This is a genomic window from Pseudooceanicola endophyticus (assembly GCF_018760365.1).
GTDB lineage: Bacteria > Pseudomonadota > Alphaproteobacteria > Rhodobacterales > Rhodobacteraceae > Pseudooceanicola > Pseudooceanicola endophyticus.
This window is the reverse complement of sequence record NZ_JAHIAB010000001.1, coordinates 293,180-313,833: the sequence shown is the minus strand read 5'-3', so window position 1 is coordinate 313,833 and position 20,654 is coordinate 293,180. Positions and strand designations below refer to the sequence as shown.

General features: G+C 66.5%; 19 protein-coding genes. 13 read left to right on the top strand and 6 right to left on the bottom strand.

Annotation, left to right across the window (positions count from 1 at the left end):
• Positions 1-32 precede the first annotated feature (32 nt).
• The 12 genes from nuoH to KM176_RS01470 all read left to right on the top strand — a co-directional run bounded on the left by nuoH (position 33) and on the right by KM176_RS01470 (position 11,763).
• A complete protein-coding gene (gene nuoH / locus KM176_RS01525) occupies positions 33-1,073 on the top strand; it encodes an NADH-quinone oxidoreductase subunit NuoH (RefSeq protein ID WP_160892002.1) in 1,041 nt (346 codons plus the stop codon).
• A gap of 3 nt (positions 1,074-1,076) precedes the next feature.
• Positions 1,077-1,571: an NADH-quinone oxidoreductase subunit NuoI gene (gene nuoI, locus KM176_RS01520; RefSeq protein ID WP_160892000.1), complete on the top strand. Its 495-nt coding sequence runs from the start codon at positions 1,077-1,079 to the stop codon at positions 1,569-1,571.
• A 10-nt stretch (positions 1,572-1,581) separates the two neighbouring features.
• A complete protein-coding gene (locus KM176_RS01515; RefSeq protein ID WP_160891998.1) occupies positions 1,582-2,001 on the top strand; it encodes a hypothetical protein in 420 nt (139 codons plus the stop codon).
• On the top strand, positions 1,998-2,405 hold the full coding sequence (locus tag KM176_RS01510) for a carboxymuconolactone decarboxylase family protein (protein WP_160891996.1): 408 nt from the start codon (positions 1,998-2,000) through the stop codon (positions 2,403-2,405). Before KM176_RS01515 ends, KM176_RS01510 begins: the two co-directional genes overlap by 4 nt.
• Complete coding sequence (locus tag KM176_RS01505; protein WP_160891994.1) at positions 2,402-3,010, top strand: NADH-quinone oxidoreductase subunit J; 609 nt, start codon at positions 2,402-2,404, stop codon at positions 3,008-3,010. Before KM176_RS01510 ends, KM176_RS01505 begins: the two co-directional genes overlap by 4 nt.
• Before the next feature lie 150 nt (positions 3,011-3,160).
• Positions 3,161-3,466 (top strand): NADH-quinone oxidoreductase subunit NuoK, encoded by a 306-nt coding sequence (gene nuoK / locus KM176_RS01500; RefSeq protein WP_160891992.1) that lies wholly within the window; start codon positions 3,161-3,163, stop codon positions 3,464-3,466.
• Positions 3,467-3,470: 4 nt separating this feature from the next.
• Positions 3,471-5,489, top strand: a complete 2,019-nt coding sequence (gene nuoL, locus KM176_RS01495) for an NADH-quinone oxidoreductase subunit L (protein ID WP_160891990.1) — start codon at positions 3,471-3,473, stop codon at positions 5,487-5,489.
• A complete protein-coding gene (locus KM176_RS01490; RefSeq protein WP_160891988.1) occupies positions 5,489-7,054 on the top strand; it encodes an NADH-quinone oxidoreductase subunit M in 1,566 nt (521 codons plus the stop codon). The genes nuoL and KM176_RS01490 overlap by 1 nt, the downstream gene beginning before the upstream one ends.
• Positions 7,055-7,073: 19 nt before the next feature.
• Positions 7,074-8,513 carry an NADH-quinone oxidoreductase subunit NuoN gene (gene nuoN, locus KM176_RS01485; protein WP_160891986.1) on the top strand — a complete coding sequence of 480 codons (1,440 nt, stop codon included), beginning with the start codon at positions 7,074-7,076 and terminating at the stop codon, positions 8,511-8,513.
• Between the two features lie 2 nt (positions 8,514-8,515).
• Positions 8,516-9,280, top strand: a complete 765-nt coding sequence (locus KM176_RS01480) for a biotin--[acetyl-CoA-carboxylase] ligase (protein ID WP_375372113.1) — start codon at positions 8,516-8,518, stop codon at positions 9,278-9,280.
• Positions 9,281-9,313: 33 nt separating this feature from the next.
• Positions 9,314-10,093 carry a type III pantothenate kinase gene (locus KM176_RS01475; protein ID WP_160891984.1) on the top strand — a complete coding sequence of 260 codons (780 nt, stop codon included), beginning with the start codon at positions 9,314-9,316 and terminating at the stop codon, positions 10,091-10,093.
• Entirely contained in the window at positions 10,090-11,763 is a 1,674-nt protein-coding gene (locus KM176_RS01470; RefSeq protein WP_160891982.1) for a ribonuclease J, read from the top strand. The genes KM176_RS01475 and KM176_RS01470 overlap by 4 nt, the downstream gene beginning before the upstream one ends.
• On the opposite strand, the gene KM176_RS01465 is transcribed toward KM176_RS01470, so the two are convergent.
• From KM176_RS01465 to KM176_RS01440, 6 genes are all read right to left on the bottom strand, one after another.
• Entirely contained in the window at positions 11,706-12,098 is a 393-nt protein-coding gene (locus KM176_RS01465) for a PilZ domain-containing protein (protein ID WP_160891980.1), read from the bottom strand. The two genes, KM176_RS01470 and KM176_RS01465, sit on opposite strands and share 58 nt — an antisense overlap.
• A 112-nt stretch (positions 12,099-12,210) precedes the next feature.
• Positions 12,211-13,839, bottom strand: a complete 1,629-nt coding sequence (locus KM176_RS01460) for a DEAD/DEAH box helicase (RefSeq protein WP_160891978.1) — start codon at positions 13,837-13,839, stop codon at positions 12,211-12,213.
• A gap of 156 nt (positions 13,840-13,995) precedes the next feature.
• A complete protein-coding gene (locus tag KM176_RS01455; protein ID WP_160891976.1) occupies positions 13,996-14,961 on the bottom strand; it encodes a glycosyltransferase family 2 protein in 966 nt (321 codons plus the stop codon).
• A complete protein-coding gene (locus tag KM176_RS01450; protein WP_160891974.1) occupies positions 14,958-16,685 on the bottom strand; it encodes a glycosyltransferase family 2 protein in 1,728 nt (575 codons plus the stop codon). Before KM176_RS01450 ends, KM176_RS01455 begins: the two co-directional genes overlap by 4 nt.
• A 108-nt stretch (positions 16,686-16,793) precedes the next feature.
• Positions 16,794-18,401 (bottom strand): peptide chain release factor 3, encoded by a 1,608-nt coding sequence (locus KM176_RS01445; RefSeq protein WP_160891972.1) that lies wholly within the window; start codon positions 18,399-18,401, stop codon positions 16,794-16,796.
• 314 nt (positions 18,402-18,715) lie between these two features.
• A complete protein-coding gene (locus KM176_RS01440; protein ID WP_236045125.1) occupies positions 18,716-19,759 on the bottom strand; it encodes a Hint domain-containing protein in 1,044 nt (347 codons plus the stop codon).
• A 113-nt stretch (positions 19,760-19,872) separates the two neighbouring features.
• Here KM176_RS01440 and KM176_RS01435 point away from each other — a divergent pair, with 113 nt between their 5' ends.
• The gene (locus KM176_RS01435; protein WP_160891970.1) at positions 19,873-20,652 is read left to right on the top strand and encodes an SDR family oxidoreductase; all 780 of its coding nucleotides are present in this window, start codon (positions 19,873-19,875) and stop codon (positions 20,650-20,652) included.
• Positions 20,653-20,654: the final 2 nt, after the last annotated feature.

Here is a 20,654-nt window from a genome sequence, read left to right as displayed (position 1 = left end):
GGGACAACGGAATACCGACGGTGTGAGGACATATGGCTGAGTTTTTCACCACCAACCCGATAGGCATCCTTCTGGTCATCATCGGCCAGGTGCTACTGGTTGTCGTGCCGCTTCTGGTGGCGCTGGCCTTCCTGCTTTACGGCGACCGCAAGGTCTGGGCGGCCGTGCAGCTGCGCAAGGGCCCGAACGTGGTGGGCGTCTTCGGCCTGCTGCAAAGCTTCGCCGACTTCGGCAAGTACATCACCAAGGAAATCGTGGTGCCGGCGGGCGCCGACCGGTTCGTCTTCTTCCTGGCGCCGCTGCTCAGCTTCGTGCTGGCGATGGTGGCCTGGGCGGTGATCCCGTTCAACGACGGCTGGGTGGTGTCGAACATCAACGTCGCCATCCTCTACGTCTTCGCGGTCTCCTCGCTTGAGGTTTACGGCGTGATCATGGGCGGCTGGGCGTCGAACTCGAAATATCCGTTCCTCGGTTCGCTGCGCTCTGCGGCGCAGATGATCTCCTACGAGGTGTCGATTGGCCTGATCATCATCGGCATCATCATCTCGACCGGTTCGATGAACTTCACCGACATCGTCCATGCCCAGGACGGCCGCTTCGGCCTGTTCTCCTGGTACTGGCTGCCGCACCTGCCGATGGTCTTCCTGTTCCTGATCTCGGCCCTGGCCGAGACCAACCGCCCCCCCTTCGACCTTCCGGAAGCGGAATCGGAACTGGTGGCGGGCTACCAGGTGGAATATTCCTCGACCCCGTTCCTGCTGTTCATGATCGGGGAATATGTCGCCATCGTGCTGATGTGCGCGCTGATGACCACGCTGTTCTTCGGCGGCTGGCTGTCGCCGATCCCGGGCCTGCCCGACGGCGTGCTGTGGTTCATCCTGAAATGCGTCCTGGTGTTCTTCGTCTTCGCCATGGTGAAGGCGATCACCCCGCGCTACCGCTACGACCAGCTGATGCGGATCGGCTGGAAGGTCTTCCTGCCGATGTCGCTCGGCTGGGTCGTGCTGGTGGCATTCCTCGCGAAATTCGAGCTTTTCGGCGGCGCCTGGGCCCGCTGGATGATTGGAGGCTGATCCATGGCAAGCGTCGACTATACCCGCGCGGCCAAGTACTTCCTGCTGGTCGATTTCTTCAAGGGCTTCAAGCTGGGCTTCAAGTACTTCTTCACGCCCAAGCCCACGCTGGATTACCCGCATGAAAAGGGCCGCCTGTCGCCCCGCTTCCGCGGCGAACACGCGCTGCGCCGCTACCCCAACGGGGAAGAGCGCTGCATCGCCTGCAAGCTCTGCGAGGCGATCTGCCCGGCGCAGGCCATCACCATCGATGCCGAACCGCGTGATGACGGCTCTCGCCGGACCACGCGCTACGACATCGACATGACGAAATGCATCTACTGCGGCTTCTGCCAGGAAGCCTGCCCGGTGGATGCCATCGTCGAAGGCCCGAATTTCGAGTTCTCCACCGAGACCCGCGAAGAACTTTACTACGACAAGCAGAAGCTGCTCGAGAACGGCGCCCGCTGGGAAGCCGAGATCGCCCGCAACCTCGAGCTTGACGCCCCCTACCGCTGAGGACCCCCCGATGACCGCGACGACCGGCCTTTACGACAACGAAACCGCGCAGGAGCTGCTCTCTGGCGTGGCCGAGGTCGGCGTTCCGGTGATCCGCGAGATCCTGGCGGTCTGCGACGATGCCTGGGCCGATGACGACTTTACCGACAGCGAGCTGGAAGATGGCCTGGCCATCCTCGTCATCGTGGCCGGTGCGCTTGATCCTGCCGCGCCCGAGGCGCAGGCGACCCGGGCCGCGCTGCCCGCGCCCATCCAGTCCGAGATCCGCGCTCTGCCGCGCGGACCGCTGGTGCGCCTGGCGCAGATGGTCGCCGTCAAGGCCCCCGACCTGCTGGAAGAGCTGGGCCAGGACCCGCAGGAGATCGCCGGTTACATGGCGACGCTCCAGGATCTGGCCCGCGTGATCGCGGCGGAAGGGGAGGCGGCATGAGCGATCCGAAGAACCCGTTCGAGTTCTTCATGGCGCAGGCCCAGGACATGGCGAAGGCCATGAACCCCTCGCTTGAGACCTTCACCCCCAAGGGCTTCGAGACGCTCTGGCCGGTGATGCCCAAGGACTGGATGGAGATGGCCTTCGGCAAGGCCTTCAACAAGGAGGGGCTGGACGCCAAGACCCGCCTCTTCCTGACCCTTGCGGGTCTGACCATGCACGGCGCGCAGGCGGAAAGCCAGCTGCGCCTCACCGTGCGCCACCTGCTAGAGGTCGGCGCCACGAAACAGGAAATCGCCGAGGCCATCGCACAGATGTCGATGTTCGCCGGCATACCCGCCATGACCCGGGCCGCCGCGCTCGCCAAGGAGGTCATGGACGCACCAGAGGATGATGAGACATGACCGTCGCCGCTTTCTCCTTCTACCTCTTCGCGCTCTGCGCGATTGCAGGGGGCCTCTTCACGGTGATCTCCCGGAACCCGGTTCACTCCGTGCTCTGGCTGATCCTGACCTTCCTTTCCGCGGCGGGGCTCTTCGTTCTGCTGGGGGCGGAATTCGTCGCCATGCTGTTGGTCATCGTCTACGTCGGCGCCGTCATGGTGCTGTTCCTCTTCGTGGTCATGATGCTGGACGTCGACTTCGCCGAGCTGAAGGCGGAGATGGCCAAGTACATGCCGCTGGCGCTGCTGATCGGGCTGATCCTGCTGATGCAGTTCGGCCTGGCCTACGGCTCCTGGCACGAGGCTTCGACGGCCGAGGCCGCGCGGACCGCCGTGACGCCCACCGACATGCACAACACCAACGCGCTCGGGATGCTGATCTTCGACCGCTACTTCCTGCCCTTCCAGCTGGCCGGCATGGTCCTGCTGGTCGCGATGATCGGGGCCATCGTGCTGACGCTGCGCCACCGCAAGGACGTCAAGCGCCAGAACGTGCTTGAGCAGATGTGGCGCGATCCGAAGGTCCAGCTGAAGATGAAGGACGTGAAGCCGGGGCAGGGGCTGTGAGGCCGGTCGCCGCGACCGCCATGGCCCGCACCGCGGGGAGGCCGTGCGCCCTTGGCGCGCGGGAGGATAAAACAAGACGGACCGCCGCCGCCGGGGTGCAAGGCCCCGCCCATGCGGTCGTCCGCTGCGAAACGTGAGGGACCGAGGCACATGATCGGAATCGAACATTACCTGACAGTGGCGGCCGTGCTGTTCGTCATCGGGATTTTCGGGATCTTCCTGAACCGGAAGAACATCATCATCCTGCTGATGAGCATCGAACTGATCCTGCTGTCGGTGAACATCAACCTTGTCACCTTCTCCAGCTATCTCGGGGATCTCGCGGGGCAGGTCTTCTCGCTCTTCGTGCTGACGGTGGCCGCCGCCGAGGCGGCGATCGGCCTCGCCATCCTGGTCTGCTTCTTCCGCAACCGCGGCTCCATCGCCGTGGAAGACGTCAACGTGATGAAAGGCTGAACCCATGGTCCCCATCATCCTCCTGCTGCCGCTGATCTCGGCGGTCATCGCGGGCTTCGGCTGGCGCGTGATCTCCGTGAAAGGGGCGCAGTACCTCACCACCGGGGTCCTGTTCTTCGTCTGCCTGCTGAGCTGGATCGCCTTCTTCACCACCCCCGACACCGCCCAGCACGTCGAGATCATGCGCTGGATCGAAAGCGGCACGTTGAACGCCTCCTGGGGCGTGCGGGTCGACCGGCTGACGACGATCATGCTGGTGGTGGTCACGACGGTCTCGGCCTTCGTGCACCTCTACTCGATCGGCTACATGGCCCATGACGAGAACTTCCTGGAGACCGAGGAATACCGCCCCCGCTTCTTCGCCTACCTGTCGCTCTTCACCTTCGCGATGCTGGCGCTGGTCACCTCCGACAACATCGTGCAGATGTTCTTCGGCTGGGAAGGCGTGGGCCTGGCCTCCTACCTGCTGATCGGCTTCTACTACAAGAAGCCCTCGGCGGGTGCGGCGTCGATCAAGGCCTTCGTGGTCAACCGGATCGGCGACTTCGGCTTCCTGCTGGGGATCCTTGGCCTGTTCTTCCTGACCGATGCCATCGACTTCGACACGATCTTCAGCCAGGTCCCCCACATCGCGGATACCGAGCTGCACTTCCTGTGGCGTGACTGGAACGCGGCGAACCTGCTGGCCTTCCTGCTGTTCATCGGTGCGGCGGGCAAGTCGGCGCAGCTGTTCCTGCACACCTGGCTGCCGGACGCCATGGAAGGCCCGACCCCGGTGTCGGCGCTGATCCACGCGGCGACCATGGTCACCGCCGGCGTCTTCCTGATCTGCCGGATGTCGCCGCTGATGGAAAGCGCGCCCGAAACCATGGCCTTCATCACCTTCATCGGCGCGACGACGGCCTTCTTCGCCGCGACGGTCGGCCTGGTGCAGAACGACATCAAGCGCGTCATTGCCTATTCGACCTGCTCGCAGCTGGGCTACATGTTCGCGGCGGCGGGTGTCGGCGCCTACGGGCCGGCGATGTTCCACCTCTTCACCCATGCCTTCTTCAAGGCGCTGCTCTTCCTCTCGGCGGGCTCGGTCATCACCGCGATGCACCACGAGCAGGATCTGCGCAATTACGGCGGGCTGAAGGACAAGATCCCGATGACCTTCTGGGCCATGGTGATCGGCACGCTGGCCATCACCGGCGTCGGCATCCCCTTCACCCATATCGGCTTTGCGGGCTTCCTGTCGAAGGACGCCATCATCGAGAGCGTCTGGGCTGGCACCATGGGCGGCTATGCCTTCTGGATGCTGGTGATCGCGGCGCTGTTCACCTCCTTCTACTCCTGGCGGCTGATCTTCATGACCTTCTTCGGCGAGGCGCGCGGCGACAAACATGCCCATGAGCACGCCCATGAAAGCCCGAAGGTCATGCTGATCCCGCTCGGCGTGCTGTCGCTGGGCGCGATCCTGGCGGGGATGATCTGGTATGGTCCCTTCTTCGGAGACCATGACAGGATGGCGGCCTTCTTCTCGATGCCGGCGCACCATGCAGAGGCCGCGGCGGACCATGCCGCGATCCAGTACGGCGCGATCTACACCGGCCCCGAGAACCACGTGATCGAGACCGCCCACGAAGCGCCGGCCTGGGTCAAGGTCAGCCCCTTCATCGCCATGCTGATCGGTTTCGGGATCGCCTGGGTCATGTACATCAAGGACACGACCCTGCCCAAGCGCCTGGCCGATGCCAACCGTCCGCTGTACCTGTTCCTGCTGAACAAGTGGTATTTCGACGAGATCTACGACTTCCTCTTCGTGCGTCCGGCCTTCGCCGTCGGGCGGCTGTTCTGGAAGCGCGGTGACGGCACCATCATCGACGGCACCGTCAACGGCGTCGCCCTTGGCATCGTGCCCGCCTTCGTGCGCCTGATCGGACGCTGGCAGAGCGGTTACATCTTTACCTATGCATTCACGATGGTGATCGGCATCGCGGCCCTTGTGACCTGGATGACGCTCATCGGAGGGGCCCACTAATGAACAACCTTCTGTCCATCGTCACCTTCATGCCGTCCATCGCGGCGCTGATCCTGGCGATTTTCCTGCGGGGCGAGGACCGGGCCTCTCAGCGCAATGCCAAGTGGGTGGCGCTGATCGCCACCTCGCTGACCTTCCTGGTGTCGCTCTTCATCCTGTTCCAGTTCGACAGCGCCAACACCGGCTTCCAGATGGTCGAGGACCGTCCCTGGCTGGGCGGGCTGCGCTACAAGATGGGCGTCGACGGGATCTCGGTCCTGTTCGTGATGCTGACCACCTTCATGATGCCGATCACCATCGCCGCCTCCTGGCGGGTGAAGCGGCGGGTGAAGGAATACATGATCGCCTTCCTGATCCTGGAAACGCTGATGCTCGGCGTGTTCATGTCCCTGGACCTGATCCTGTTCTACGTCTTCTTCGAAGCCGGCCTGATCCCGATGTTCCTGATCATCGGCATCTGGGGCGGCCCGAACCGGATCTACGCGACCTTCAAGTTCTTCCTCTACACCTTCCTCGGCTCGGTCATGATGCTGATCTCGATGATCGTCATCTACGAACATGCGCAGACCACCGACATCGTGGCGCTGATGAATTTCGACTTCAGTTCCGATCCGATAAAGCTGTTCGGCTTCGTGATCCCGGGAGGGCTACAGACGCTGCTGTTCTTCGGCTTCTTCGTGGGCTTCGCCGTCAAGACGCCGATGTGGCCGGTCCATACCTGGCTGCCTGACGCCCACGTCCAGGCGCCGACGGCGGGCTCGGTCGACCTTGCGGCGATCCTGCTGAAGATGGGCGGCTACGGCTTCCTGCGCTTCTCTCTGCCGATGTTCCCGGTGGGCGCCGACGTGATGACGCCCTTCGTGCTGTGGCTCTCGGTGATCGCCATCGTCTACACCTCGCTGGTGGCGCTGGTGCAGACCGACATGAAGAAGCTGATCGCCTATTCGTCCGTCGCGCACATGGGCTTTGTCACCATGGGCATCTTCGCGGTGAACCAGCAGGGCATGGACGGCGCGATGTTCCAGATGCTGAGCCACGGCTTCATCTCTGCCGGCCTCTTCCTGTCCGTGGGCTTCATCTACGACCGGATGCACACCCGTGAGATCGAGGCCTACGGCGGCCTGGTGAACCGGATGCCGGCCTATGCGCTGATCTTCATGTTCTTCACCATGGCCAATGTCGGCCTGCCCGGCACCTCGGGCTTCATCGGGGAATTCCTGACCATGATCGGCATCTTCCAGGTCAACACCTGGATCGCGATGGTCGCGGCTACCGGCGTCATCCTGTCGGCGGCCTATGCGCTTTACCTCTACCGCCGCGTGGTCATGGGCCCGCTGCTGAAGGAAAGCCTGAAAACCATCAAGGATCTCGACCTGCGCGAAAAGCTCATCATGGGCCCGCTGGTCGCCATGACCCTGTTCCTCGGCGTCTACCCGAGCTTCGTGACCGACCGCGTCGGCCCCACGATCGCCGCCCTCGTCGAGCATAACCAGACCGCGCTGAAGGAGGCGGGCCGCACCGAAGCGGCCACCGCCACCGCCGAAGCGCCGGCCGCATCGCACTGAACCCGGAGGACCCTTCAACATGCTTCAGTCTGACCTGAACATCATCCTTCCGGAGATCGTCCTGGCGATCTACGCGATGGTGGCCCTGGTCCTCGGGGTCTACCTCGGCAAGGACAAGGTCGCAGGCATCCTCTCCTGGGCAACGGCCGCCGTCTTCGTGCTGCTGGGGCTCTGGATCTCGATCCGGCCCACCGGGACCACCGCGTTCCACGGCATGTACAACAACGATGCCTTCGCGCAATACGCGCAGGTCGGCATCCTGTTCTCGGCCGCCGCCGTGCTGGTCATGGGCCTTGAACACATGGCCCGCCGCAAGGTCCTGCACTTCGAATTCCCGGTGCTGATCGCGCTGGCGGTGCTGGGCATGCTGGTCATGGTCTCGGCCGGGGACCTGATCACGCTCTACATGGGCGTGGAGCTGCAATCGCTGGCGCTCTACGTGCTGGCCTCGATCCGCCGCGACTTCCTGAAGTCGACCGAGGCGGGCCTGAAGTACTTCGTGCTGGGCTCGCTCTCCTCGGGGATGCTGCTGTATGGCGCCTCGCTGGTCTACGGCTTCTCGGGCACCACGCTGTTCTCGGGGATCATCGAGGCGGCAGGGCAGGGCCATGCCCCCGTCGGCCTGCTGTTCGGCATCGTCTTCATGATCGCGGGCCTGGCGTTCAAGATCTCGGCCGTGCCGTTCCACATGTGGACCCCGGATGTCTACGAGGGTTCTCCGACGCCGGTCACCGCCTTCTTCGCCACCGCGCCCAAGTTCGCCGCCATGGGCCTGTTCGCCCGGCTGCTTTATGATGCCTTCGGCGGTGTCGTGGGCGACTGGCAGCAGGTCACGGCGATGATCGCCTTCCTGTCGATGGTGGTGGGTTCGGTCGCGGCCATCGGGCAGACCAACATCAAGCGCCTGATGTCCTATTCCTCGATTGCGCACATGGGCTACGCGCTCATGGGGCTGTCGGCGGGGACGGCCTTCGGGGTGCAGTCGATGCTGCTGTATCTCTCGATCTACGTGACCATGAACATCGGCGCCTTCGCCTTCATCATGTCGATGGAACGCGACGGCCAGCCTGTGACCGACATCCGCTCGCTCAACGTCTATGCCTCGGCCTCTCCGGGGCGGGCGCTGGCGCTGCTGCTGCTGCTGTTCTCCATGGCCGGCGTGCCGCCCTTCATCGGCTTCTTCGCCAAGATCTATGTGCTGCGCGCGGCCTATGAAGGCGGCCTGGTGTGGCTGGCGATCATGGCGGTGCTGGCCTCGGTGGTGGGCGCCTTCTACTACCTGCGCGTGGTCTACTTCATGTACTTCGGCAAATCCTCGGAAGAGCCGCTGGACGAGTCGAAGAACCCCGTGCTGCTGGGCTTCCTGACGGTGTCCGCCGCGATCATGCTGATCGGCGTGGTCAACCTGTTCGGCCTGGAAGGCGTGGCGCAGGCCGCCGCGGCCTCCCTGGTGCAGTGATCTTGAGCGACCTGCCGAAGGCCTGGCCCGCCGGTTACGACCGGCTGGAGCTTGCGGAAGTGGACAGCACCCTCGACGAGGGGGCGCGTCGCTTCGACACCCTGACCGGCCCGCTGTGGATTTCAGCGGGCCTTCAGACCAAGGCACGGGGGCGGCGGGGCCGCGCCTGGGCCAACCCGACCGGCAACTTTGCCGGTACGCTGGTGCTGCCGGTTGCGGGCGAAAGCCCCGACCGCATCGCCCTGCGCAGCTTCGTGGCCGCGCTGGCGCTTTACGACGCGCTGGTGCTGGTCAGCGGGCGCACCGATCCCTTCGCGCTGAAATGGCCCAACGACGTGCTGATGAACGGCGGCAAGCTGGCGGGCATCCTGCTGGAAAGCGTGCTGCGCCGGAACCGGGTCGAGGGGCTGATGATCGGCATCGGCGTCAATCTGGCCGAGGCGCCGCAGCCCGAGCAGCTGGAGGCGCGCGCCCTGCGCCCCGTCTCTCTGCTGTCCGAGGCCGGTGTCCAGGTCAGCACGGAGGACTTCCTGACGGCCCTCGCCGCGTCCTATGCCCGGCTTGAGGACATGTTCCGCACCCAGGGTTTCGCCCCGATCCGCAGGGCATGGCTGGACCGCGCCACCCGTCTGGGGCAGGAGATCACCGCGCGGTTCGGTTCCGACAGCCTGACCGGGCGCTTTGAGACCATCGACGACAACGGACACCTCGTCCTGACGGTCGACGGCCAGCGACATGCGATCGCCGCCGCCGACGTCTACTTCTGACGACCCGACAGTCACTCCAGGGAGGACGACTGCATGCTGCTGACCATTGATTGCGGCAACACAAACACTGTCTTTTCGATCTGGGACGGCCAGGAATTCCTCTGCACCCTGCGCACCTCGACCGAACATCAGCGCACCGCCGATCAGTATTACGTCTGGCTGGCCGCGCTTCTGGCGCACAACAAGATCCCGATGGACATCGACGCGGTGATCATCTCGTCCACCGTGCCGCGGGTGGTGTTCAACCTGCGCGTCCTGGCGGACCGCTACTTCAACTGCCGTCCCTTCGTGGTCGGCAAACCGGAATGCGCGCTGCCCAACAAGCCGCGCGTCGATGCCGGGACCCAGGTGGGCCCCGACCGGCTGGTCAATGCCGCCGGCGCCTTCGACCGCTATGGCGGCGATCTGGTGGTGGTGGATTTCGGCACCGCCACGACCTTCGACGTGGTGGCCGAGGACGGCGCCTATGTGGGCGGCGTGATCGCGCCGGGGGTGAACCTGTCGCTTCAGGCCCTGCACGAGAGCGCCGCCGCGCTGCCGCACGTGGATGTGACCAGGCCTGCCCATGTGATCGGCACCAATACCGTGGCCTGCATGCAGAGCGGCGTGTTCTGGGGCTATGTGGGGCTGGTGCGCGGGATCTGTGACCGGATCCGCGCCGAATATGCCCGACCCATGAGAATTATCTCGACCGGGGGGCTTGCGCCCCTCTTCGGACAGGGCGATACGCTGTTCGACCATTTCGACGAAAACCTGACCATCCATGGGCTCAGGGTCATCTATGACTACAATCAAACGCTAGGGGCTACATGACAACCGATCGGCTCATCTATCTTCCGCTCGGCGGTGCCGGGGAAATTGGGATGAACGCCTATGTCTACGGGTATGGGCCGGCCGGCAAGGAACGGCTGATCCTCGTGGACCTGGGCGTCGCCTTCCCCGACATGGATACCACGCCGGGGGTGGATCTGATCTTTGCCGACATCACCTGGCTGAAAGAGAACCGCGACCGGCTGGAAGCGGTGTTCATCACCCATGCCCACGAGGACCACGTGGGCGCCGTCGGCCATCTGTTCGAACGCCTCGGGGCGCCGATCATCTATGCGCGGGCCTTCACGGCCAATATCGCGCGCGGCAAGCTGGCGGAATACGGTCTGGGCGATCACGTGGTGACCACCGCAAGCGCCTGGCCCGAGACCATCAAGGCCGGCCCCTTCCGGGTGGGCTTCCTGCCGATGTCGCATTCGATCCCCGAAAGCAGCGCGCTGGTCATCGACACGCCGGCGGGTCGGATCATCCACTCGGGCGATTTCAAGCTGGACGAGACCCCGATCGTCGGCGAACCCTTCGACGAGGCGCTCTGGCGCGAGGTGTCGAAGGATGGCGTGCGCGCCCTGATCTGCGACAGCACCAACGTCTTCTCGCCCAATCCCGGCCGCTCGGAATCCGAGGTGGAGCCGGAGGTCGAGAAGCTGGTAGCCTCCTGTGATACCGGCATCTTCGTGGCGACGACCTTTGCGTCGAACATCGCGCGGGTGAAATCGCTGGCGGTGGCGGGCGACAAGGCGGGCCGGTCGGTCTGCCTGCTGGGCCGCGCCATGCGCCGCATGATCGAGGCGGGCCAGGAAACCGGCATCCTGTCGGGCTTCCCCAAGGTGATCAGCATCGAGGATGCGCGCGAGATCCCGCGCGAGAACCTGATGATGATCGTCACCGGCAGCCAGGGCGAACGCCGCGCGGCGGCGGCCCAGCTGGCCCGGGGCAAGCACCACGGCATCACCCTGGGCGAGGGCGACACCTTCCTGTTCTCTTCCAAGACCATCCCGGGCAACGAGAAGTCGGTGATCTCGATCATCAACAACTTCAGCCAGATGGGCGTGGACGTGATCGACGATACCGCCGGGCGCTACCACGTTTCCGGGCACGCGAACCGTCCCGACCTGGCGCGCCTGCAGGACATCGTGAACCCGCAGATCGTCATCCCGATGCATGGCGAGCACCGCCACCTGCGCGAACATGCCAAGATGAGCATGGAGAAGGGCCGCATGTCCTTCGTCGCCGTCAACGGCATGATGCTGGAGCTGACGGGCAATGCCCCGAAGGTGGCCGAGTACATCGAGACCGGGCGCACCTACCTGGACGGTTCGATCCAGATCGGCGCGCTGGACGGCATCGTGCGGGACCGGATCCGCATGGCGCTGAACGGCCATGTCACGGTGACGGCGGTCATCGACGAGGACGACGAGGCGCTTGGCGATCCCTGGTGCGACGTCATGGGCCTGCCGGAAACCGGTCGCTCGGGTGTGACGCTGGTGGACGTGCTGGAACAGGACCTGAGCCAGTTCCTGGGCCGGGCCGATGCCAAGACCATGCGCGACGACGACAAGCTGGAAGAAGCCCTGCGGCGCGTCGTGCGCAACTCGGCTCAGGGCGAGATCGGCAAGAAGCCCGAGGTCACGGTCGTGATCTCCCGGCTGGCCTGATCGCGCCGCTCAAGTTCCGACAGAAGCGATCTCAGCGCGCCGGACTGGCGCGCTGAGAGCTCGTCGAACTGAAGACCCACATGATGATGCGCGCTCCAGCGCAGATCGGCCCGGAAGGTGCAGATCTGCGGCAGGCGGAAGCGCAGCTGGGGCAGGGGACCGTAGCCGCTGGCCGCAAGGGGCAGCAGCAGGCGGGCGCCGCCGGCGGAGATATCCAGCAGACGGGCGGTGAGGACCTTGTCCTCCAGGATCAGCTCACAGGGGCGGGAGAGCGCGTAGCGCGCGTGTCTGCGGCGATTCGCAAGCGATGGCGGCTGCGGTAGAACGACATGCATGGCCTGACCCCTGTGGCTGACAGGAGCAGGCTAGGACCGGATCTGTTGCGAAAGGCTGAAGAGAGGGCGCGCGGGGCCGGGCATCGAGCCCGGCGCCCGCGCGGCACCGGCGTCAGCCGGCGCGGCGCTGCTCGAAGGACAGCGCGATGAAGCTGGGCATGTGATCGCCCATGCCGACGATGACGCGATCGTTGCCGCCACGGCCCTTGCCGCCGCGCTCGCGGTTGCCGCGGGGCTTGGCATCGGCCTTTTCGGCTTTCTCGGTCTTGTCGGCGACCTGCTCGGGGGCCTTCTCGGCCTTGTCGAGCTTGGCAACCTTTTCGGCCGCTTTCGGCGCCGCCTTGCGGGCGGGCTTTTCGGCAGGCTTCTCGGCGGCGGGGGCCTTCTCGACGGGCGCGGCGGTTTCCTGCACGGCCTTCTCGGGCGCCTCCACGGCGGCGGCGGTGACCTTGTCGGCCTTCACCTCCTGCACGGCCTCGGGGGCGGCGGCTTCGGTGACCTTTTCGGCCTTCGGCTTGCGGGTCCGGGTGCGGCGCGGCTTTTCCTTGGCCTCGGGGGCGGCGGCGGTTTCCTCGCTGCGCACCGGGGCCTTCACGCCCGGCAGCTCAAGACGCGGGATCTCCTTGCCGACCAGCTTTTCGATATCGGCCAGGTTCTTTTCGTCGCGGGGGACGCAGATCATGATCGTCTTGCCCTTGCGCCCGGCGCGGCCGGTCCGGCCGATGCGGTGCACGTAGTCCTCGGAATGGGTCGGCACGTCGAAATTGAAGACATGGGACACGGAGGGCACGTCGAGGCCGCGCGCCGCCACGTCGGAGGCGCACAGGATCTTGAGAGAGCCATCGCGGAAGCCGTCCAGCGTCCGCATCCGGGTCGACTGGTCCAGGTCGCCATGGATCGGCGCCGCGTCATAGCCGTATTTCTTCAGCGACTTGGCGGTCACGTCGACATCGGTCTTGCGGTTGCAGAAGATGATCGCGTTGGTCAGCGTCTCGCCTTCCATGTCGATCAGCTGGCGCAGGATGCGGCGCTTCTCGGAGCCCTCGCGGTCCTTGCGCGACGCCTTGAACATGACGACGCTCTGCTCGATGTTCTCGGAGGTGGTGGCCTGGCGCGCGACCTCGATCCGCTCGGGGGCGGAGAGGAAGGTGTTGGTGATGCGTTCGATTTCCGGCGCCATGGTGGCCGAGAAGAACAGCGTCTGCCGGGTGAAGGGCGTCAGAGAGAAGATGCGCTCGATATCCGGAATGAAGCCCATGTCGAGCATCCGGTCGGCTTCGTCCACCACCATGATCTGCACGCCGGTCAGCAGCAGCTTGCCGCGCTCGAAATGGTCGAGCAGACGGCCGGGGGTGGCGATCAGCACGTCGACGCCGCGGTCGATCAGCGCTTCCTGCTCCTTGAAGCTGACGCCGCCGATCAGCAGCGCCTTGGTCAGCTTCATGTGCTTGGTATAGGTGTCGAAGTTCTCGGCGACCTGGGCGGCCAGTTCGCGGGTCGGGCACAGCACCAGCGAGCGCGGCATCCGCGCGCGGGCGCGGCCCTTGGCCAGACGGGTGATCATCGGCAGCGTGAAGCTGGCGGTCTTGCCGGTCCCGGTCTGGGCAATCCCCAGGACGTCCTTGCCTGCCAGGGCAGGGGGAATCGCGCCGGCCTGAATCGGCGTCGGCGATTCATAGCCTGCTTCGGCGATGGCTTTCAGGACCTTGGGGTCCAGGTCGAGATCAGAAAACTTGGTCATGTGCATCCGTAGGTTTACGGACACATCTTGGCCCGTAGCGTATCCGTGAAGGGGGGCCGACAGGGCCCGGGCGAGCAGGTCGACCGTCGCCTCATGGAGTGCGCTCTTACTAGAGCCTTTCAAAAAGGTCAATCGAAACGGGCAAATGCCCTGTTTTCAAGGGCCGTTTTCCGGGGGTGCCATGCTGATATGCGGAAAATGGCGCTGTCGCAGGGCCGTGAGGGGCATTTCGTGGCATCGCAGCAATCCTTCGGCCGCGAGTCGCCTCCGCAACTCTGGCGTGTCCCGGCAGGTGGCGGCGTGGAAGCGCAGCAGGCCGGCCTCTCCCTCTCGGGCCTCCAGTGCGGCCAGATGGGCATGCAGGTTGGGCGTGCCGGGGCGGGGGGGGCGCAGCTCGGCCCGGTAGGAGCCCCGGGCATGGCGGAAGCGGAACTGCGCCAGCCAGTGCGCCGGGGCGCCGGCGTGGAAATGGCCCAGGGCGCAGCGTCCGAGCACGACCTCTCCGGGGTTCGGGCCTGCGGGCGTCAGCAGGTTGTGGATGCGGAACTCTGCCTCGGGCAGGCCGGGACGGGCGAAGATCTTGCCGTTGGTGTGGCTCAGCAGGCCGCCGGTCAGCCAGGCCCCGAATTCGGGATCGCTGCGCGCACTACTGGCCCGGCGGGCGGCGGGATCGCGGTGGGCGGCGCGGAAATGCACGGTGTCGCCTTCGGGCACGGCGGACCAGAGCGCCTCGATGGCATGGACCCGGGCACTGTGGCAATCGCCGGGCAGGGCGGCCAGCAGCCCGGGCAGCGGTGCTTCGGGCAGCAGGAATTCGTCCACGTCGATATGTGCAAGCCAGTCCAGCCGACACTTGTGCCGGTAGCAGTGGGTGGCATTGGCCGTCTGCCTGGCCTGGTGGCGTTTCGGGCGAAAGCCGCTGATGCGTCGCCACCAGCCGCTGTCGCAGGCCACGGTGCGGATGCGGGGATGGGCCCTCAGCAGTGGCAGGGCCGGGTCCGCGGGATCGTCGAAATGCAGGTGCAGCCGCGTGGCCCCCAGCTCCAGGTGCCAGGCGGCAAAGTCCAGCACCCGCTCGGGCGGCGCCTTCAGCGTGCAGACGATTCCCCAACGCGGGCTCATGCGGGGGATCCTTCCGGCAGCGGGCCGAAGACGGCGCGGACCTGGGCTTCGGGGTCGATCCCGGGATCCAGCAGCAGCCCCTGGGCGGCCAGCCGGGCGCGCATGTCGGGCGTGTCGGCCAGGACCTCTTCGTGGAACAGGCGCAGCGCCGCCTCGCCCTCCGTGCCGGCCAGGTATTCCAGCAGGTCGCCGGGGCCGAAGCGGTCCTTGCCGCGCGGATAGAGGCCCCGGGCCAGGCGCGCCTCGAGGCCGGCGTGGAAATCCTGCGCGCCGCGTGACAGGGTGCGCCCCAGCCAGCCGGCCTGCCAGAGCGCCCGGTTCGGCACCGGAGCGCCCCGCCGGATCAGGTAATGCAGCCCCAGCCGGCAGTCCCGGATCCCGGTGCGCACTGCCGGACGTCCCTGCGCCGGCCCCAGCCGGCCCTGCGGCAGATGCAGTCCGAAGGTCGGATAGAGCGCGGCCAGCAGGGCCTCTCCGGCGGGGGTGTCGGGGGTCGGCAGGCGGTAGACCGGGGCGGGGCCCGACAGCTGTTCCACCGGAGGCAGGTCCAGCACGGCGACCTGGCGGGGCAGCGCCGCCAGCACCGCGCCGAAGGGACGGTCGGGCAGCAGCCGGTCGTCGCCGTCCAGATGCACCAGCCAGTCCAGATCGCAGCCATGGTAGCAGGCGCTGGCATTGCGGGCCTGACGGCGTTCGGCGCTGTCGGGGCGCGCCGTGCCCAGCCGCTGCCAGTGGGCGTCATCGCATTGGATCACCTCGATCTTCGGGTGGCGCGCCAGCACGGCGGCCATGCCGTGATCGGGCGGATCGAGGTAAAGAAACAGCCGGTCGGCCCCGGTCAGCAGGTGATGGGCGGCAAAGTGGGCGATGTCGTGCAGCTCGCCGTCCAGGGTCGCCACGATCCCCCAGCCCGGCCGGGCCGGATCGGCCACGGGCCGGGTGCTGAGCGCGGGCTCGGCGCCTTCGGGCAGGGGCAGCAGGCGGAAGGCATCATTTTCGGGGGGCGGCGTCAGCTCTCCGCGCATCAGCGCGAGGCGGCGGAAGACGGTGCGCGGATCGCCGTCCAGAAGTGCCAGCAGGTGGCGCGCCAGCGGCGCGATCCCCGGGTCCGCGCCGGCCTCCTGCCAGAGGCGCCCCAGCAGGTTCACGTCCAGCCCGCCGGATTTCAGCGCATAGGGCGCCATGTCCAGCGGCAGGCGACGGCGCTTGCGCGGACCGGGAAAGGGGGCCTCCGGCACCAGACCGGAATGCAACCGCTCGCTCTCATACAGCTTCATCGTGCCGAACAGCACGCTCAGCGCCAGCCCGGAGCGTCGCTGCGCCTCGGTCGCGCCATGATCGGCGAAGGTCGTCACCGCCGAGACCAGCCAGCGCGGCGAGAGCCGGGCCAGCAGGACGTCCGCTTCTTCCCGCCAGAGCCGCAGGAACAGCGGCGCGGCCTGTGGCGGCTGCGCCCGGCGGCGCAGATGGGCGATCAGCAGGCCATGCAGGTGGCAGAGCTCGGGGGCGCCGGCGAATTCCCCGGCCAGCTCATGCGCCTTGCGCCCGTGGCCCGAGCGCGGGGCCGGACCGTCGGGCGCCGCGACGCGCCGGCTGCGCAACGGTGCCAGATCCAGATCGAGCGGCGGCAGCGCCTCTCCGGGATCGAAGGACAGCGGATCCTGCCGGGCTTCCATCCGGGCCAGGAGGCTGTCGAACCCGCCATAGGTGCTGTCGCGCATCATGGCGGCAGAATGCGCGCAGGGCGGTTTTGCGGCAAGGGGTTATGCACGCCATGGTGGATTTGCCGTGAAGGCGAAACGAAAACGCGGCCCCCGGGGGCCGCGCTTCGATCAGGTCATCATTTCCTTGGTCGCCGTCAGCTTGACCTCCGGATAGTCGCGCACCACCCGGTCGATGTCCCATTGCAGGCGCGTCAGGTAGACGATGTCGCCGTCATGGTCGTAGCCGATATGCTGCTTGTTGGCGTTCACCAGCTTCTCGACCGCCGCCTTGGGGCCATGGACCCAGCGGGCCGAGGTGAACTGCGAGGCCTCGAAACGCACCGGCAGGCCGTATTCCAGCTCGATCCGGCTGCCCAGCACCTCGAACTGCAGGGCACCGACGACGCCGACGATGAAGCCCGAGCCGATGGAGGGCTTGAAGACCTTGGCCGCGCCTTCCTCGGCGAATTGCATCAGCGCCTTTTCCAGGTGCTTGGCCTTCATCGGATCGCCCGCACGCACGCCTTGCAGCAGTTCGGGGGCAAAGCTCGGGATGCCCTTGGCGCGCAGCATTTCGCCCTCGGTCAGCGTGTCGCCGATGCGCAGCTGGCCGTGGTTCGGAATGCCGATGATGTCGCCGGCCCAGGCCTCCTCGGCCAGTTCCCGGTCCGAGGCCAGGAACAGCACGGGGTTGGAGATCGCCATCGGTTTTTTCGTGCGCACATGGGTCAGCTTCATGCCGCGCTTGAAATGCCCCGAGGCAAGGCGCACGAAGGCCACCCGGTCGCGGTGCTTGGGGTCCATGTTGGCCTGCACCTTGAAGACGAAGCCCGCGACCCTGGTTTCCTCGGGCGCGATCTGGCGCGGATCGGCCTGCTGGGGCTGGGGCTCGGGACCGAATTCGCCGATGCCGTCCATCAGCTCCTTGACGCCGAAGCTGTTGATGGCGGAGCCGAACCAGATCGGCGTCATGGTGCCCTCCAGCAGCGCCTGCTGGTCGAAGGCCGGCAACAGCTCTCGGGCCATCTCGACCTCCTCGCGCAGCTTGGCAAGCTGGTCGGCGGGGATGTGGTCGGCCATCTTCGGATCGTCGAGGCCGTTCAGCTTGATCGATTCCGCGACCTTGTTGCGGTCGGCGCGGTCCATCAGTTCCAGCCGGTCGTGCAGCATGTCGTAGCAGCCCAGGAAATCCCTGCCGACGCCGATCGGCCAGGAGGCCGGCGTCACGTCGATCGCCAGGTTCTCCTGGATCTCGTCGATGATCTCGAAGGTGTCGCGGCTCTCGCGGTCCATCTTGTTACAGAAGGTCAGGATCGGCAGATCGCGCAGGCGGCAGACCTCGAACAGCTTCTGGGTCTGGCTTTCCACGCCCTTCGCCCCGTCGATCACCATGATCGCCGCATCCACCGCCGTCAGCGTGCGATAGGTGTCCTCGGAAAAGTCCGAGTGGCCGGGGGTGTCGACCAGGTTGAAGCGGAACTTGCCGAAATCGAAGCTCATCGCCGAGGCCGAGACCGAGATGCCGCGGTCCTTTTCCATCTGCATGAAGTCCGAGCGCGTGCGCCGCGCCTCGCCCTTGGCGCGCACCTGTCCGGCCATCTGGATGGCGCCCCCGTAAAGGAGGAATTTTTCGGTCAGCGTCGTCTTGCCCGCATCCGGGTGCGAGATGATCGCGAAGGTACGCCGGCGGGCGATCTCGGGGGGCAGGGCGGGGCGGTTGGAGGCGGTGTCGAGCATGTCGCGGCGTATAGCACCCCTTGGGAAAAGGGCAAGCCTCGGCGGGCGGAGGATGGCCTTGCAGAACAGGCTTTGCAGGCGGGGGAACCGTGTGCAGAAGGGCCCCCCGGGGTCTGGCGCCGGATCGGAGGCGGCCCGGGAACGGGCGTGGCTGGGGGCTCTGCCCCCGCAGGTCTGCGACCTGCTCCCCCGAGGTATTTGGAACAAGAAAGTGACAGGGGCGGGCGGCCAGTTTCATCTTTCCGAAAATATGCATTTCATTCGGCTGAAGGCCGCGCTGAGGGGGGCAGGAGGATGATCGGGTCGGACGCGGGTCAGGGGCGGGCGAGCAGGTCCAGTGCGCCCGGGCGTTTCAGGTCCTCGCGCTTGAGTTCGTAGGGGGGCGGCAGAGTGGGATCATGACCGGGCAGATCGGCCAGCCCCTTGGGCAGGGCGGCGCGGTTGCGGTGGTCGAGCAGCAGCGATTCCGCCGCGATCCCCTCTGCGTAGATGATCTGGTGGCGGTCGAAGAGCAGCTGGTAATATTCCACGTAGCCGCCCTCGGCCCGGATCACCCGCTCGCCGTCGACCAGGTGGCGGGCGCGGACCAGCAGCGCCCGGCGACCGACGCCCAGGCGGTCCTCGCGCTGGTAGAAGAACAGCCGGTGGTCGGGGGAGAGCAGCAGGTCGCCGGCATTGGCCAGGACACCGGCCCGGATCAGCACCGGGGCCATGGCCCCGGTGGCGCGGTGCAGGCTGTGGCCGATCCAGCGCACCGCCTGCGGCCCGGTATCGCGGGTCAGGACCCGGTCGCCCGGGCGCAGCGCCTCGATCGGGCGCTGAGCCCCGGAGGCCAGGGTGATCCGGGTGCCCCGGGCGAAGGAGACGCAGCCGAGCTGGGCAAAGCGCCGTGCCGCCGTCTCTGTGTCGATCCCCACCAGCCGCAGGTCGGTGTCCGGCGGCAGGTCGCCCAGCGGCAGGGCATGGAGATCCGCGACATTGCCGAGCGGATCAAGCTCGACCAGCACCAGCACCTCTGCCATGGCGGCATCGGGGGTCATGAAGGTCAGCAGGCTGTCCAGCAGCAGCCGCGCCCCGGGCCGGCCCCGGTCCGATCCCTCGGCCAGCCGCAGCAGGCCCGACGCCTCTGCCCGCACCATCAGCCGCAGCGGGCGCACGCCTTCGGCCCGGTGATAGATGTCGTCGGGCACAAGCTCGGCCGCGAAGGACAGGATGTCCCCCTCGTTGACGCCATGGACGACCTCGAGCGCCGGGGCGGGCAGCACGGCGACGGCGGTCGCCGGCGGCGCCGCGGTCGGACCCGGGCCCATGGCCATGTCTTTGCCGATGTCTGTGCCCTTGTCTGTGCCCTTGTGCATCTTCCCTCGGGGTGGTCTCTTCGCGTCGGACAGGAGGAGCACTGTGCACCCGGGCCGGTTAAACCGGCGTTACGGGGCGCGGGCCTCCGGCAGGACAAGGGAAGGAGTGATCCATGGACCTGGGAATCAAGGGCCGGCGGGCGCTGGTGACGGCCTCTTCGAAGGGGCTGGGCAAGGGCTGTGCCGAGGCGCTGGCCGAGGCGGGCGTCAACCTGGTGCTGAACGCCCGTGGCGCCGAGGCGCTGGAGGCCACCGCCGCGGCGATCCGCGCCACCTACGGCGTCGAGGTCACGGCGATCGCCGCCGATATCGTCAGCGAGGAGGGCCGTGCCCGGGTGCTGGAGGCCGCAGGCCAGGTCGACATCCTGGTGACCAACGCGGGCGGTCCGCCGCCGGGCATGTGGTCCGACTGGGAGCGCGAGGATTTCCTCAAGGCGCTCGATTCCAACATGCTGACCCCGATCGCGCTGATGAAGGCGCAGCTGCCGGGGATGATCGCGCAGGGCTGGGGCCGGGTGGTCAACATCACATCGCAATCGGTGAAATCGCCGATCGGCGTGCTTGGCCTGTCGAATTCGGCCCGTGCCGGGCTGACCGGTTATGTCGCGGGGACCGCGCGCCAGGTGGCCCCTCATGGGGTGGTGATCAACAACCTGCTGCCGGGCATCCACGACACCGACCGGGCGCTGTCGCTTGATACCGGGGTTGCAAACCAGCAGGGCATCACCCTGGAGGAGGCCCGCGCGGCTCGCGCCGCGACCATTCCGGCGCGCAGCTACGGCACCGCCGAGGGTTTCGGCAAGACCTGCGCCTTCATGTGCTCGGAACATGCGGCCTTCATGATCGGGCAGAACGTGCTACTGGATGGCGGCGCCTTCAACAGCACCTTCTAAGC

Excerpts from the sequence above, each read along its gene's own strand:
- nuoH (WP_160892002.1), top strand. The coding sequence starts at position 33 with ATGGCTGAGTTTTTCACCACCAACCCGATAGGCATCCTTCTGGTCATC.
- nuoI (WP_160892000.1), top strand. The coding sequence starts at position 1,077 with ATGGCAAGCGTCGACTATACCCGCGCGGCCAAGTACTTCCTGCTGGTC.
- KM176_RS01515 (WP_160891998.1), top strand. The coding sequence starts at position 1,582 with ATGACCGCGACGACCGGCCTTTACGACAACGAAACCGCGCAGGAGCTG.
- KM176_RS01510 (WP_160891996.1), top strand. The coding sequence starts at position 1,998 with ATGAGCGATCCGAAGAACCCGTTCGAGTTCTTCATGGCGCAGGCCCAG.
- KM176_RS01505 (WP_160891994.1), top strand. The coding sequence starts at position 2,402 with ATGACCGTCGCCGCTTTCTCCTTCTACCTCTTCGCGCTCTGCGCGATT.
- nuoK (WP_160891992.1), top strand. The coding sequence starts at position 3,161 with ATGATCGGAATCGAACATTACCTGACAGTGGCGGCCGTGCTGTTCGTC.
- nuoL (WP_160891990.1), top strand. The coding sequence starts at position 3,471 with ATGGTCCCCATCATCCTCCTGCTGCCGCTGATCTCGGCGGTCATCGCG.
- KM176_RS01490 (WP_160891988.1), top strand. The coding sequence starts at position 5,489 with ATGAACAACCTTCTGTCCATCGTCACCTTCATGCCGTCCATCGCGGCG.
- nuoN (WP_160891986.1), top strand. The coding sequence starts at position 7,074 with ATGCTTCAGTCTGACCTGAACATCATCCTTCCGGAGATCGTCCTGGCG.
- KM176_RS01475 (WP_160891984.1), top strand. The coding sequence starts at position 9,314 with ATGCTGCTGACCATTGATTGCGGCAACACAAACACTGTCTTTTCGATC.
- KM176_RS01470 (WP_160891982.1), top strand. The coding sequence starts at position 10,090 with ATGACAACCGATCGGCTCATCTATCTTCCGCTCGGCGGTGCCGGGGAA.
- KM176_RS01465 (WP_160891980.1), bottom strand. The coding sequence starts at position 12,098 with ATGCATGTCGTTCTACCGCAGCCGCCATCGCTTGCGAATCGCCGCAGA.
- KM176_RS01460 (WP_160891978.1), bottom strand. The coding sequence starts at position 13,839 with ATGACCAAGTTTTCTGATCTCGACCTGGACCCCAAGGTCCTGAAAGCC.
- KM176_RS01455 (WP_160891976.1), bottom strand. The coding sequence starts at position 14,961 with ATGAGCCCGCGTTGGGGAATCGTCTGCACGCTGAAGGCGCCGCCCGAG.
- KM176_RS01450 (WP_160891974.1), bottom strand. The coding sequence starts at position 16,685 with ATGATGCGCGACAGCACCTATGGCGGGTTCGACAGCCTCCTGGCCCGG.
- KM176_RS01445 (WP_160891972.1), bottom strand. The coding sequence starts at position 18,401 with ATGCTCGACACCGCCTCCAACCGCCCCGCCCTGCCCCCCGAGATCGCC.
- KM176_RS01440 (WP_236045125.1), bottom strand. The coding sequence starts at position 19,759 with ATGCACAAGGGCACAGACAAGGGCACAGACATCGGCAAAGACATGGCC.
- KM176_RS01435 (WP_160891970.1), top strand. The coding sequence starts at position 19,873 with ATGGACCTGGGAATCAAGGGCCGGCGGGCGCTGGTGACGGCCTCTTCG.